Source organism: Vibrio sp. 2096, from assembly GCF_033339595.1.
Taxonomy (GTDB): Bacteria; Pseudomonadota; Gammaproteobacteria; order Enterobacterales; family Vibrionaceae; genus Vibrio; species Vibrio alginolyticus.
In genome coordinates, this window is sequence record NZ_JAWOUX010000005.1 from 82,630 (window position 1) to 96,185 (window position 13,556).

Annotated in this window: 11 protein-coding genes; 9 read left to right on the plus strand and 2 right to left on the minus strand. The window is 44.8% G+C overall.

Annotation, left to right across the window (positions count from 1 at the left end; translation table 11 throughout):
- Positions 1-624: 624 nt before the first annotated feature.
- The 9 genes from R7Q41_RS11610 (at position 625) to luxS (ending at position 11,177) form a co-directional block, all read left to right on the plus strand.
- Positions 625-882, plus strand: a complete 258-nt coding sequence (locus R7Q41_RS11610; protein WP_005379932.1) for an oxaloacetate decarboxylase subunit gamma — start codon at positions 625-627, stop codon at positions 880-882.
- A 31-nt stretch (positions 883-913) separates the two neighbouring features.
- Positions 914-2,698 (plus strand): sodium-extruding oxaloacetate decarboxylase subunit alpha, encoded by a 1,785-nt coding sequence (oadA, locus tag R7Q41_RS11615; protein ID WP_042521318.1) that lies wholly within the window; start codon positions 914-916, stop codon positions 2,696-2,698.
- A gap of 9 nt (positions 2,699-2,707) precedes the next feature.
- A complete protein-coding gene (locus R7Q41_RS11620; protein ID WP_005379935.1) occupies positions 2,708-3,838 on the plus strand; it encodes a sodium ion-translocating decarboxylase subunit beta in 1,131 nt (376 codons plus the stop codon).
- 123 nt (positions 3,839-3,961) lie between these two features.
- On the plus strand, positions 3,962-4,912 hold the full coding sequence (locus tag R7Q41_RS11625; protein WP_005385434.1) for an NADP-dependent oxidoreductase: 951 nt from the start codon (positions 3,962-3,964) through the stop codon (positions 4,910-4,912).
- On the plus strand, positions 4,906-5,367 hold the full coding sequence (locus R7Q41_RS11630) for a YqaA family protein (protein ID WP_005379938.1): 462 nt from the start codon (positions 4,906-4,908) through the stop codon (positions 5,365-5,367). The genes R7Q41_RS11625 and R7Q41_RS11630 overlap by 7 nt, the downstream gene beginning before the upstream one ends.
- 9 nt (positions 5,368-5,376) lie before the next feature.
- The gene (locus R7Q41_RS11635) at positions 5,377-8,220 is read left to right on the plus strand and encodes a pitrilysin family protein (RefSeq protein ID WP_318108933.1); all 2,844 of its coding nucleotides are present in this window, start codon (positions 5,377-5,379) and stop codon (positions 8,218-8,220) included.
- A gap of 156 nt (positions 8,221-8,376) precedes the next feature.
- Complete coding sequence (gene gshA, locus R7Q41_RS11640; RefSeq protein WP_005385430.1) at positions 8,377-9,945, plus strand: glutamate--cysteine ligase; 1,569 nt, start codon at positions 8,377-8,379, stop codon at positions 9,943-9,945.
- A gap of 23 nt (positions 9,946-9,968) precedes the next feature.
- Positions 9,969-10,574, plus strand: coding sequence for a hypothetical protein (locus tag R7Q41_RS11645; RefSeq protein WP_005379943.1), 606 nt, complete (start codon positions 9,969-9,971; stop codon positions 10,572-10,574).
- A gap of 84 nt (positions 10,575-10,658) precedes the next feature.
- Positions 10,659-11,177: an S-ribosylhomocysteine lyase gene (gene luxS, locus R7Q41_RS11650; protein ID WP_017820391.1), complete on the plus strand. Its 519-nt coding sequence runs from the start codon at positions 10,659-10,661 to the stop codon at positions 11,175-11,177.
- Positions 11,178-11,245: 68 nt separating this feature from the next.
- Here luxS and R7Q41_RS11655 read toward each other — a convergent pair whose 3' ends face one another.
- Both R7Q41_RS11655 and R7Q41_RS11660 read right to left on the minus strand, forming a co-directional pair.
- Positions 11,246-12,526 carry an HlyC/CorC family transporter gene (locus R7Q41_RS11655; protein ID WP_005379948.1) on the minus strand — a complete coding sequence of 427 codons (1,281 nt, stop codon included), beginning with the start codon at positions 12,524-12,526 and terminating at the stop codon, positions 11,246-11,248.
- 124 nt (positions 12,527-12,650) lie between these two features.
- The gene (locus R7Q41_RS11660) at positions 12,651-13,445 is read right to left on the minus strand and encodes an inner membrane protein YpjD (RefSeq protein WP_005379950.1); all 795 of its coding nucleotides are present in this window, start codon (positions 13,443-13,445) and stop codon (positions 12,651-12,653) included.
- Positions 13,446-13,556 lie beyond the last annotated feature (111 nt).

Genomic DNA, 13,556 nt, shown 5'->3' on the forward strand with positions numbered 1-13,556 from the left:
TTAGCTCAGCTGGATAGAGTACCTGGCTACGAACCAGGCGGTCGGAGGTTCGAATCCTCCAGGACGCGCCACTTATTGAAAAAGCCTCGCAATTGCGAGGCTTTTTTGTATCTAGACATCTGGAATATGGCGTAGGATCACTAGAGCCTATGTTCCTCTTTTTTAAAAGCGAATATGTGCGTATCTAAGCAATTTGCTATCAAGCTTCTGTCGCATCGTGTGAAATCATCCTGATTATCCCTCCTATACACTGACTTCCATTTTTCATTTCAATTACTCTCATGTAGTCACTTTGTTTGTTATTTGTTTATTGATTGTTAATTTTGTTCATCTTTTTGTTTTTGTTGGTTTTTACTTCGTGAGTCCCGATTTGATTTTGAAATCTAAATCGCAGTTTTTATTTATGTCCTCCTTTACTCTGTTCGTAAGGTGATAGCGATTTGAAGTGATTATTTTGTCATGAACTGTGATCTGGGTAGTGAATAAATAATCATTTATCAGGATTACTACAAACCTTCCTTAAACAAAATTGACAAAATTTAACCAATCGAGATAATCCATGGGTCGGGATTTGACACTATTAAAGTCCTGCACGTTGTCAGGATGACAAAGAAAGGAAGCAACATGACTAATATAGGAAGCCTGCTAGTAGATGCGGCCACCCTGATGCTAACGGGGATGGCGGTCGTATTTATTTTCCTCACTATTCTTGTTTATCTCGTTCGGTTAATGTCGAAATTGGTACCAGAAGAAGTACCAGAGCCGATCGCAGCACCAAAAACAAACACTAATATTCAATCAACCTCTTCAGCTGTTAGTCCACAAGTAGTGGCGGCGATCTCGGCTGCGATTCATAAACATCGCGCCTCATTCGCGAAGTAGCCGAACTAGGATTAAAAAGGAGTTTAAGAGCATGTCTAAACCACTAGCTATTACTGATGTGGTCCTTCGTGATGCCCATCAATCACTATTTGCTACGCGTATGCGTATTGAGGATATGCTGCCTATCGCAGCTGAGTTGGATAAGGTTGGTTACTGGTCTCTAGAGACTTGGGGTGGTGCAACATTTGATTCTTGTATTCGATTCTTAGGGGAAGACCCTTGGGAGCGTTTACGTGAACTAAAAAAAGCGATGCCTAATACACCAATGCAAATGCTACTGCGTGGTCAAAACCTTTTAGGATACCGCCATTATGCCGACGACGTAGTAGAGAAGTTTGTGGAACGCGCGCATGCTAACGGCATGGATGTATTCCGTATTTTTGATGCAATGAATGACGTGCGAAACTTCCAGAAAGCCGTTAAAGCAACGGTTGATGTTGGTGCGCATGCTCAAGGTACGTTGTCTTACACAACGAGCCCAGTGCATAACGCAGACACTTGGGTTGACTTGGCAAAACGCCTAGAGGATTTAGGTTGTCACTCGCTGTGTATTAAAGATATGTCTGGCTTACTTAAGCCTTATGAAGCGGAAGAGCTTATCACGCGTATCAAAGCGTCTTGTGATGTGCCATTGGCACTTCATTGTCATGCAACAACGGGGCTGTCTACAGCAACGGCGGTAAAAGCAGTAGAAGCCGGTATTGATATTCTCGATACTGCGATTTCTTCAATGAGTTGTACCTACGGCCATACACCGACTGAAACGGTAGTCGCTATGCTAGAAGGTACCGAGCGAGATACCAATTTGAAACTCGAGCAACTGGAACCTATCGCCGCATATTTCCGTGAGGTACGTAAGAAGTATGCGAAGTGGGAAGGCCAGTTAAAAGGAGTCGATTCACGCATCCTGATTGCTCAAGTGCCTGGTGGTATGCTGACCAATATGGAAGGCCAGTTGAAAGAGCAGGGCGCTGCGGATCGCATTGATGAAGTATTAGAAGAGATCCCTCGTGTACGTGAAGATCTTGGTTTCATTCCATTGGTGACTCCAACTTCACAGATCGTCGGTACTCAAGCGGTGATTAACGTGCTTACTGGCGAGCGCTATAAGAGTATTACCAAGGAAACCGCAGGTCTATTGAAAGGTGAGTACGGTCAAGCACCAGCCGAGTTAAATGCAGAACTGCAAGCGAAAGTGCTTGATGGTAAAGAGCCAATTACCTGTCGTCCTGCCGATTTACTTGAGCCTGAAATGGAGACGCTTACGGTTGATCTGATGGAGAAAGCGAAATCAGAAGGCATTAAGCTAGCAAGTGAGCGTGTTGATGACGTACTCACTTATGCACTTTTCCCTCAAGTTGGGCTTAAATTCCTTAAGAATCGTGAAAACCCAGAAGCATTTGAGCCTGCACCAACGCTAGAAGCTGCGAAGCCTGCTGTACCTGCAGCTCAACCAGCAACTGGTGGTGTAGAAACTTATAGTGTACGTGTTGACGGGCAGGTGTATGAGGTGGAAGTTGGCCCTCAAGGTGAACTGACATCTGTTGCTCCTTCTAATGCACCGGCAAAATCGGCTACACCTAGCACACCTTCTAATGCTTCAGCTGAAGCGGTGCCTGCTCCTCTTGCAGGTAACATCTTCAAAGTGAATGTTCAACCTGGTGCTGAGGTAGCTGAAGGCGATGTATTGCTCATCCTTGAAGCGATGAAAATGGAAACTGAAGTACGAGCGGCGCGTGGTGGTGTGGTTCAAGAGCTGAACGTTAAAGAAGGCGATGCTGTCACAGTAGGTGCGCCTCTGTTGAGCCTGGCGTAAGGGAGTATCATGGACGGATTGTTAACCCTTTGGGCAGAAACAGGGATCGCTAACTTCGAGTTCGGCCAAATCTGTATGATGCTGGTTGGTTGTACCTTGCTGTTTTTGGCAATTAAAAAAGGATTTGAACCTTTACTGTTATTGCCGATTGGTTTCGGTGCTATTTTGGCGAATATTCCAAATGCTGGCTTTACTGAGCCTGGTGGCTTGCTCTACTACGTTTACTACATTGGGATTGAATCGGGTGTGTTCCCGCTATTGATCTTCATGGGTGTGGGCGCGATGACTGACTTTGGTGCTTTGATCGCAAACCCAAAAACGTTGTGGTTAGGTGCGGCTGCGCAGTTTGGTATTTTTGCAACACTGTTTGGCGCTATTTTGCTCAACTATGTACCTGGCATGGAGTTCTCCATGGCGGATGCATCGTCTATCGCGATCATCGGTGGTGCTGATGGGCCAACAGCGATTTTCTTGGCGAGTAAGCTCTCTCCAGATCTGTTAGGTGCGATTGCAGTCGCGGCATACAGCTATATGGCATTGGTGCCGATCATCCAGCCACCAATCATGAAAGCACTGACAACCAAGGAAGAGCGTCAAATCAAGATGGCTCAGCTTCGTCATGTTGGTAAATGGGAGAAAGTCATCTTCCCGCTTGCTGTATTACTGATGACGATTCTGTTCTTGCCTTCAGCTACGCCATTGGTTGGTATGTTCTGTTTGGGTAACTTGATGCGTGAAGCTGGTGTGGTCGATCGTTTATCGAAAACTGCTCAAAATGAATTGATCAACATAGTGACTATCTTTTTAGGTCTTGGTGTTGGTTCTAAGCTGCAAGCTGAGCAGTTCTTGAACCTAGAAACGTTAGGTATCTTGGGGTTAGGCGCAGTTGCATTTAGTATCGGTACTGGTGCGGGCGTCCTGATGGCGAAACTGCTTAACAAGTTCTCGAAAGAAGACATCAACCCACTTATTGGTGCGGCTGGCGTTTCTGCGGTACCAATGGCCGCGCGAGTCGTAAACAAAGTTGGTTTACAAGCTAACCCGCAAAACTTTTTGTTAATGCATGCGATGGGACCAAACGTTGCTGGTGTGCTGGGTTCAGCCGTTGCGGCTGGTATATTGTTAGCACTTGTTGGTTAGACATTATTGAAAATGGAATGATCAACCAATTTACAAAATCACGATTAACTTAGGTTAACAAAATGGTTTATAGTCAAAGGGATGCTTTCGCATCCCTTTTTGTTTTCTTGCAGGGAATGGTTTATGGAACACAAACAGATCGTTATCACTGAGTTTGGTGATGCCAACGTACTCGCGATTCAACATGCTTCTACACCATCACCACAGCCTGGTGAAGTCTTAGTAAAAGTCGCTTTTTCAGGCGTAAATCCTATTGATGTCAAAACTCGAGCTGGGCTCGGTTGGGCGGCAGCGCAGAATAAGGATAATTTACCTTGGGTGCCAGGTTACGACATCTCAGGAAAAGTGATGTCTTGTGGAGAGGGGGCATCACGTTTTAATGAAGGTGATGAGGTGGCTGGATTTATTGGTTTCCCAGTTCGAGGCGGTGGTTACAGCCAATACATATGTGTTCCAGAAACTGAGTTAAGTCATGTTCCTAGCTCCGTAACTTTGGAGGCAGCTGCTGCATTACCGTTGGCGGGACAAACTGCGGCACAAGCTCTCAGTAAGGCTAATGTGACGGAAAACGATCGCGTACTTATCCTCGCTGGAGCCGGTGGTGTTGGACACCTCGCGGTACAAATTGCGATCGCGACGAAAGCGGAAGTCTTTACAACCTGCAGTGAACGAAATTTAGATTACCTTGCGACGCTCGGTGCTCATGCAGTGAACTATCAATTTGCACCAGTGTCAGAACGTGTTGAAGATGTTGATGTTTTGATTGATTTAGTAGGCGGAGATGCTGCGTTAGATGCGCTTAAATGCCTGAAAGACAATGCGAGAGTCATCACCGTTCCAACCATCACAGCTGAGCTGATTTGTGAAAAAGCCAAACTCCTAGGCTTTGAGGCTAGTGGCATGTTGGTTGAACCAGACCCTGCGCAGTTAGATACCTTGTTGTACATGGTCGGCGTTGGCTTACTGAAGACTGAAATTCAACAGGTTTATCCTATGAGTGATGTCATTGGTGCTCACCAGCAGGTCGAATCAGGAAGAACCAGAGGCAAGGTGTTGCTTGATATGACATGCTAGAAGCATTTAACACGAGTTTTGAAAGTTTAGCGCTTTGGTTTTCAGATTCAGCATTATGGGTGCTTTTCATGACCGGTTTTCTCAGTGCCACGTTGTTGCCTGGTGGTTCTGAGGCGGGCTTAGTTGCCACTCTCTCATTAAATCAATACTCCGTTTCTTCAATTGTTATGGTCGCTACTATCGGTAATACGCTTGGTGGCTTAACAAATTATTGGCTTGGCTTGTGGATTCCCAACAAAGCACAAGAGGAAAAGCACGGTCATACCGCATTAAAGTGGCTCTCTAAGTATGGCTATTGGGGATTATTTTTTAGCTGGTTACCTGTAATTGGAGACCCGCTGTGTTTAGCCGCAGGGTGGCTAAGAATGAAGTTTCTGCCTTGCGTGATTTTAATATTTTTAGGAAAGGCTGCTAGGTATAGCTTACTTGCGGCCATCTATCTCGGATTATTTTAAGGAAAGTACATGAAGATGTTTTGGGTTGGCGCGTGTTCACTGTTGGTGATCACGGGCTGTGCATCAAATACGCCAGTTTCATCACTGCCGAAAGGGGTAACTTTCGTTGAGTCATCGAAAGCTGAAGAAGGCAAAGTTAAGATTCCATACCAAAAGTATAAACTCGATAATGGTTTAACGGTGATCTTAGCTCCTGAAGATTCTGACCCATTGGTCCATGTGGATGTGACTTACCATGTTGGTTCAGCTCGTGAAGAAGTGGGTAAGTCTGGTTTTGCGCATTTCTTTGAGCACATGATGTTCCAAGGTTCAGAGAACGTTGGTGACCAAGAGCACTTCAGAATCATCACAGAGGCTGGCGGCACGTTAAATGGTACAACAAACCGCGATCGTACTAACTACTTTGAAACTGTCCCTGCTAACCAGCTCGAGAAAATGCTGTGGTTAGAGTCTGACCGTATGGGCTTTTTGTTGGATGCGGTTTCTCAACGCAAATTTGAAATTCAGCGTTCGACTGTAAAAAATGAGCGAGCTCAGCGTTACGATAATCGTCCTTATGGCTTGATTTGGGAGCGCATGTCCGAAGCGCTATATCCTGAAGGTCATCCGTATTCGTGGCAAACCATTGGTTATGTTGAAGATCTTGATCGTGTTGATGTGAACGACCTCAAAGCGTTTTTCTTGCGTTGGTATGGCCCAAACAATGCGACTATCACGATCGGTGGTGACTTAGACGTTGAACAAACTCTAGAGTGGGTAAATAAGTACTTCGGTTCGATTCCTCGTGGTCCTGAGGTTGAAAATGCGCCGAAACAACCTGCAAAACTGCAAGAAGACAAATACATCACTCTAGAAGATCGTATTCAACAACCTATGGTGATGATCGCGTGGCCAACAACCTACAACGGCGAAGAAAGCCAAGCGTCTCTCGATACATTATCAGAAGTATTGGGGGGCGGTACCAACAGCGTGCTCTATCAAGACCTAGTGAAGACTCAAAAAGCGGTCGATGCTGGTTCATTCCATGATTGTGCTGAACTGGCGTGTAACTTTTACGTTTACGCAATGGGTGATTCTGGAGATAAAGGCGACCTATCAAAACTGTACGACGAGCTTTTACAATCACTTAATCAGTTTGCGGAAAAAGGCGTGACAGAAGATCGCCTTGAGCAGTTGAAGGGTAAAGCGGAAGCGGATGCTATTTTTGCGCTAGAAAGCGTTAAAGGTAAAGTGACTCAGTTGGCTTCCAACGAGACATTTTTCGGCGATCCTGATCGTCTTGAGCAACAGCTTGAACAAATCCGTGCAGTTACGCCGACTTCGGTAGAAAAAGCGTATACGGACTTTATCCAAGGTAAGAACAAAGTGACCCTAAGCGTGGTCCCAAAAGGAAAAACAGACCTTGTCGTAAAACCTGCGACCTTTGTGACACCAAAGCGTACGCTGCCAGAATATGAGAAGATTTCCGATGACCAATTGGCGTATCGTCGTGCGACCGATAACTTCGATCGCTCAGTGCAACCGCCAGTAGGAGAACCAGTGAAAGCGACGATGCCAGAGCTGTACGAGTTACATTTCAAGAATGGCTCAGAGCTGCTTGGTGCAGTTAGCGATGAAACGCCGACGGTGATGATGCAATTTAGTTTACCTGCAGGGACACGTTTTGTTGAAAAGGGTAAAGAAGGTCTTGCCCAATTGACCGCTGCGATGTTGCAAGAAGGTACAACGAAACGCAGTGTCGAAGAGATTCAAGCTGAGCTTGATAAACTAGGTAGTGTTATCTCTGTTAATGCCACAGGTTATACAACAAACATCAGTGTTTCTGCTCTAGAAAAGAACTTAGAGCCGACGTTAAAAATTGTCGAAGAGATGTTGCTGTCTCCTGCATTTAATCAAGATGATTTCGAGCGTGTAAAAATGCAAGCGCTAGAAGGCCTGGTATATGAGCACCAAAATCCAAGTTGGATGGCGTCACAAGCGAGTCGTCAGGTGCTCTATGGGGATTCGGTTTTTGCTCGACCAAAAGACGGCACGCAAGCAGGTGTCAGTGCATTAACGTTGGATGATGTCCGTGAATTCTACTCGAAGCATTACACGCCACAAAGTGCGCAAATCGTCGTTGTTGGTGACATTGATCAACAGGAAATTGAGCAGCAACTGACGTTCTGGAAAAACTGGCAAGATGAAGCTGCGCCATTGTATGCACCGCAAAGCATTGCTGCATTAGGTGAGCAAAAGATCCATCTTGTTGATAAACCAGGAGCGCCGCAAAGTGTGGTCATGATGGTTCGTCAAGGTATGCCTTACGACGCAACGGGCGATTTTTACCTAAGCCAACTGGCAAACTTCAACTTAGCTGGGAACTTCAATAGCCGCATTAACCAAAATCTACGTGAAGACAAGGGTTACACATACGGTGCTTACGGCTACTTCTCTGGTAATCCAGAAACAGGCTCGGTGGTTTTCACCGCGCAAGTACGAGCGGATGCAACGGTTGCTTCGATCATTGAGATGGAAAATGAGCTAAATGAATACTCGCAGTCAGGTATTACTGATGAAGAGATGAAATTTATGCGTCAAGCGATCGGTCAAAAAGATGCACTGAAATATGAAACGCCAACACAAAAAGCGGAGCTCATCAGTGATATTCTTAAGTACAACCTCGATCATGATTACTTGCAGCAAAGAAACGCTATCGTAGAAAAAGTCGATAAGCAGACGTTGAATGCGCTGGCTCAGAAATGGTTTGATCCAAATGACTATCAAATTATCGTCGTTGGTGATGCTAAATCGTTGCGTCCTCAATTAGAAAAGTTGGGGAAAGACGTAGAAGAGCTTGAAATCATTCGATAGAGTACACATTTAATAGCGGAGAAACGTTTCTCCGCTATTCATCTAGATAAGCAACTTTTCGTGGGTTATTTATCTAGATGCATTAACTATCAATAACTTAGCTTACACTTGTGTTATGTAACAAGTGTCCTGCTCCCAATATAAGCGAACCTCATTTTGACTGATTTTGCTGCGCGACTAAAAAAAGTTGCATCAAACCCCGAAGTATTTAAGCAGTTTGGACGCGGTGTTGAGCGAGAAACTTTGCGCTATCGTCAGGATGGACATCTAGCTACAACTCCTCATCCTGAAGGGTTAGGCTCTGCGTTCACAAATCAATGGATCACAACGGATTTTTCGGAATCATTGTTAGAGTTCATTACGCCTGTGTCACATGAAATTCCAGAACTGATGGCACAGCTGAAAGATATCCATCATTTCACTCAAACCAAAATGGGTGAAGAGAAAATGTGGCCACTATCAATGCCTTGCTACGTGGGCTCAGAGGATGATATTCAGTTAGCCCAGTATGGCTCTTCGAATGCAGCGAAAATGAAAACGCTGTACCGAGAAGGCCTAAAGCGTCGCTATGGCAGCCTGATGCAAATTATTTCAGGTGTCCATTTTAACTTCTCGTTTCCTGAAACATTTTGGGATGCGCTCTATGGCGAGCAAGATGAACAAGCCCGCCAAGATGCTAAGTCTGATGCGTACTTTGCGTTGATCCGTAATTACTACCGCTTTGGCTGGATGATTCCCTACTTCTTTGGTGCATCACCAGCGTTATGTGGCTCTTTTATTCAAGGTCGTGAAACCGATCTGCCATTCGAGAAGATTGGCGGGACATTATATTTGCCGAAGTCGACGTCTTTGCGTTTGAGCGATCTTGGCTATACCAATAGTGCTCAAAGTGTGCTGAAAATTGGTTTTAACAGCATTGACCAATACCTCGATGGTTTGAGTGATGCGATTCGCCACCCATCAGAAGAGTTTGCGAAAATTGGGGTAAAAGTGGATGGTGAATACCGCCAGCTTAATTCCAATATCTTACAAATTGAGAATGAACTGTACGCTCCGATTCGTCCAAAACGTGTATCGAAAAGTGGTGAGAAGCCTTCAGATGCGTTACGACGCGGTGGTGTCGAATACATTGAAGTTCGTTCTCTAGATGTTAACCCATTCAGCGCAGTGGGCTTAAATGAAGAGCAAGTACGATTCTTGGATCTCTTCCTTACCTGGGCGGCCTTGTCAGACTCAGACCCTATGGATAACTGTGAATTAGAGTGTTGGCGCGATAACTGGAATAAAGTCATTGTTTCTGGCCGTGAAAAAGGTCTAATGCTGCAAATTGGTTGTCAAGGTGAACGTCTATCTCTACAAGATTGGGCACACCGAGTTTTCGTCGAGTTACGTCAAATAGCACAGCAAATGGATATGACCGCTGGTGGCAGTGCATACCAAGATGTGTGTAATCAACTCGAGACATGGATTGATAACCCAGAACTAACGATCTCTGGTCAACTATTAGAGCTAACGAAAGAGCTGGGTGGGCTAGGTAAAGTTGGTTGTACTCTTGGTATGAAGTACCGTGATGAAAACCTAGCTCACGGTTATCAGTACTACTCACAAGATACGATGGAAACGGAAGTAGCGTCGTCCGTGGAAAAACAAAAGCAAGCAGAGCAGAGTGACACGCTTTCTTTTGATGATTTTTTGGAAGATTACTTTGCTTACCTGAAGCAGTAATGACTAACTAAGGATTGGTGCGGTTGAACATTAAGTCGTCAGTAGTAGCGGTACTTGGAAGCGTGCTACTTGCAGGTTGTGCTACGGCACCGCCAAAGCAGCAGAATAACTTATGCGAGATATTCCGAGAGAAATCCGGTTGGTACGATGATGCCAAAGATATGGAAGATGAATGGGGGACCCCTATTCATGTCGCTATGGCCATCATTAAACAAGAAAGCAGCTTTCGGCACGATGCAAAACCACCTAAAGATTATTTGCTAGGGTTTATTCCTTGGGGACGAGTCAGCAGTGCGTATGGTTACGCTCAAGCTCAAGACCCTGCTTGGGAAGACTTCCAAGATGCCACAGGTCAGGGGGGCTCTCGTACCAACTTCGATGATTCTATGATGTTTGTCGGTTGGTATACTCATGAAACACGGCGTCAGCTAGGGATTTCATTATGGGATCCCTATAACCAGTATCTGGCTTATCATGAAGGGCGAGGTGGGTATAAGCGAGGTACTTATAATCGAAAGCCTAGTTTAATCAAAGTCGCTCGACGTGTTGAACAAACAGCGAAAACTTATGGCTGGCAGCTGAAGCAATGTCGTCAGGAATTAGAAGACAACAGCAGCTGGTTCTTTTAGCCCACAGTCAGTTCATGTGCTGTAGGGATGAATGACATTTATCCATTACCGAAAGGTACTGGAGTTACAATCAGGAGAGATGTAATGCCTTTACTCGATAGTTTTACCGTGGACCACACTCGTATGAATGCACCCGCTGTACGAGTGGCGAAAACCATGCAGACCCCAAAAGGGGATACGATTACTGTTTTCGACTTACGCTTTACTGCGCCAAACAAAGACATTCTTTCTGAAAAAGGTATTCACACCCTAGAGCACCTTTATGCAGGCTTTATGCGTAATCACCTAAACGGTGATTCTGTTGAGATCATCGATATTTCGCCTATGGGTTGCCGCACAGGTTTTTACATGAGTCTGATTGGCACACCATCAGAGCAGCAAGTCGCAGATGCTTGGATTGCAGCAATGGAAGACGTGCTGAAGGTAGAAAGTCAGAATAAGATCCCTGAACTTAACGAATACCAATGCGGCACGGCAGCAATGCACTCTTTAAAAGAAGCACAACAGATCGCAAAGAACATTTTGGATGCTGGTGTTTCGGTGAACAAAAATGATGAACTTGCTTTGCCTGAGTCGATGTTAAAAGAGTTGCGCATCGACTAGGTGCTCATTAAGAAGCATATTGCCCCAATAAGTAAAAAAGCCTGACATGAGTCAGGCTTTTCTTTTGGTTATTTGGATGTCGATTTTTTCTTCTTCGGATAAACACGAACGAGCTTGATTCGGTTCTCTTCAATCTCAACAAGTTCCATTGGGTGACCCGCTACTCTCACGCTTAAATGGCTCTCTGGAATATCTTCCAGGTGCTCCAAAATAAGACCGTTTAACGTTCTTGGGCCATCCGTTGGTAAATCCCATTTCAGGCCTTTGTTAATATCTCGAATATTGGTGCTGCCTTCAATAAGAAAGCTTCCGTCACCTTGAGGACTGATTTCATCAGAGAGGCTTGGAGAAATTGACGTCGTGAACTCACCAATGATCTCTTCCAGAATATCTTCAAGAGTGATTAGACCGATGATATCACCGTACTCATCCACGATCAGACCGATACGTTGCTTGTTGCGTTGGAATTTCAACATTTGCACGTTCAGTGGTGTGCCTTCTGGGATGTAATAGACCTCATCAGCAGCACGTAATAGCGTTTCTTTGTTGAATTCGTTCTTTTCCAACATCAGACGATAAGCTTCACGCAAGCGCAGCATGCCAACCACTTCATCAATTTGGTCACGATAGAAAACTATGCGTCCATGTGGTGAGTGTGTTAGCTGGCGAACAATGGATTTCCAGTCGTCGTTAATATCAATACCGGTAATTTCATTGCGTGGGACCATAATGTCGTTCACGGTGACGTGCTCAAGATCCAAAATAGACACTAGCATGTCTTGGTGTCGGCGAGGGATCAAACCGCCAGCTTCATTTACCACCGTACGCAGCTCATCGGAGCTAAGATGATCTTCTGCTGAGTGATCCGCTCTTACGCCAAGTAAGCGGATAAAGCCATTCGTAATAAAGTTAACAAGCATCACTAAAGGCGACAGTAACTTCATCAGTATGGTCAATAATATACTGCTCGCGTAGGACACACGTTCAGGGTAAAGCGCTGCAATTGTTTTAGGGGTAACCTCGGCAAAAACCAATACAACCATAGTTAGTGCACCGGTTGCGATAGCGACACCTAAATCACCATACAAACGCATACCAATAATGGTCGCGATAGCAGACGCGAGAATATTAACGAGGTTGTTGCCGATAAGAATAAGACCAATCAAACGATCTGGACGGTCTAATAGTCTTTCGACTCGCTTAGCACCCTTATGCCCGTTTTTGGCTAAGTGTTTTAAGCGATAACGATTCAGAGACATCATCCCTGTTTCTGAACCGGAAAAGTAACCTGATATGACGATAAGACACGCGAGTAGCGCAAACAAGATACCCGTAGAGATGTCGTCCAAAACGTTGCTGTTCCTTGTAAGTATTGGGTTATATAACGGTTGAGTAAGTCCGTTAAGTCAAAGAGTTAAGGCGTACTGTATTTTATCTAGCCTAAAATATAAAGGATAGGAGCCCTAGAGCTCCTTAATTCAAGATGATTTCTTTTACAAAGCGACTGCCAAAATATGCCAGAGTTAACAGTGTTGCTCCTGCAACAGCGAACCATGTGACTTTTCTACCACGCCAGCCTTTTTGATAGTGACCCCAAAGTAGTATTGAGTACACCACCCAAGCGATGAAAGAAAGAATGCCCTTATGTGCCTTACCTTGGGCAAACATATCCTGCACAAAGACAAAGCCAGTAATGAGCGTGGCAGTTAACAATAAGTTACCGATCAAAATAATTTTGAAGAGTTGACGCTCCACCATTAATAGAGGCGGCAGGTTTGGGTTAATCGCCAAAGATTTTTTTGCTTTCAGTTTGTGATCCAGCCAAGCCAACTGAAGCGCATAGAGTGCCCCGATAGTTAAAGTCGCGTATGAGAAGAGCGCAAACGAAATATGAATGAGTAGCTTAGGGTCATTCTCTAGGTGCTTTATAAACGTGCTTGGCAAAAATGTGGCAGCAGATAAATTGATGGCAGCAAAGCTATAAACGACAGGCAATAAAAACCACAGTCGGTTTTTCAACATAGCAAGGCTCATGACCAGAGAAATAATAAAACTGATCAAAGAAGCCACGTTGAGAATACTCAGGTTTTGACCTGAACCATCAAAAATCAGATCACTCAAAATCCACGCATGAAAAACAAGCGCACAGGCAGCACTAGCAAACACTGTTTTTGCTTTGATTCCTGACTGTTGTGAGAGTCCGGGTATGATGGTCGCAATCGCCAAGACATAAAGTATGGCGGCCGCGATGGCTATTAAGCTATCCATGAATCCTAAATATTATTGTGCACGATGGAGAAATTATACCTTGCATTACACTTTGGGGCTACGATATATCCGACATCAATCGTGAGAGATGAGATATTGAAATTAATAAGT

What these genes read in the sequence shown, in the direction of transcription:
- R7Q41_RS11620 (WP_005379935.1), top strand. Translation starts at nt 2,708, where the DNA reads ATGGACGGATTGTTAACCCTTTGGGCAGAAACAGGGATCGCTAACTTC.
- R7Q41_RS11625 (WP_005385434.1), top strand. Translation starts at nt 3,962, where the DNA reads ATGGAACACAAACAGATCGTTATCACTGAGTTTGGTGATGCCAACGTA.
- R7Q41_RS11610 (WP_005379932.1), top strand. Translation starts at nt 625, where the DNA reads ATGACTAATATAGGAAGCCTGCTAGTAGATGCGGCCACCCTGATGCTA.
- R7Q41_RS11635 (WP_318108933.1), top strand. Translation starts at nt 5,377, where the DNA reads ATGAAGATGTTTTGGGTTGGCGCGTGTTCACTGTTGGTGATCACGGGC.
- R7Q41_RS11660 (WP_005379950.1), bottom strand. Translation starts at nt 13,445, where the DNA reads ATGGATAGCTTAATAGCCATCGCGGCCGCCATACTTTATGTCTTGGCG.
- R7Q41_RS11630 (WP_005379938.1), top strand. Translation starts at nt 4,906, where the DNA reads ATGCTAGAAGCATTTAACACGAGTTTTGAAAGTTTAGCGCTTTGGTTT.
- oadA (WP_042521318.1), top strand. Translation starts at nt 914, where the DNA reads ATGTCTAAACCACTAGCTATTACTGATGTGGTCCTTCGTGATGCCCAT.
- luxS (WP_017820391.1), top strand. Translation starts at nt 10,659, where the DNA reads ATGCCTTTACTCGATAGTTTTACCGTGGACCACACTCGTATGAATGCA.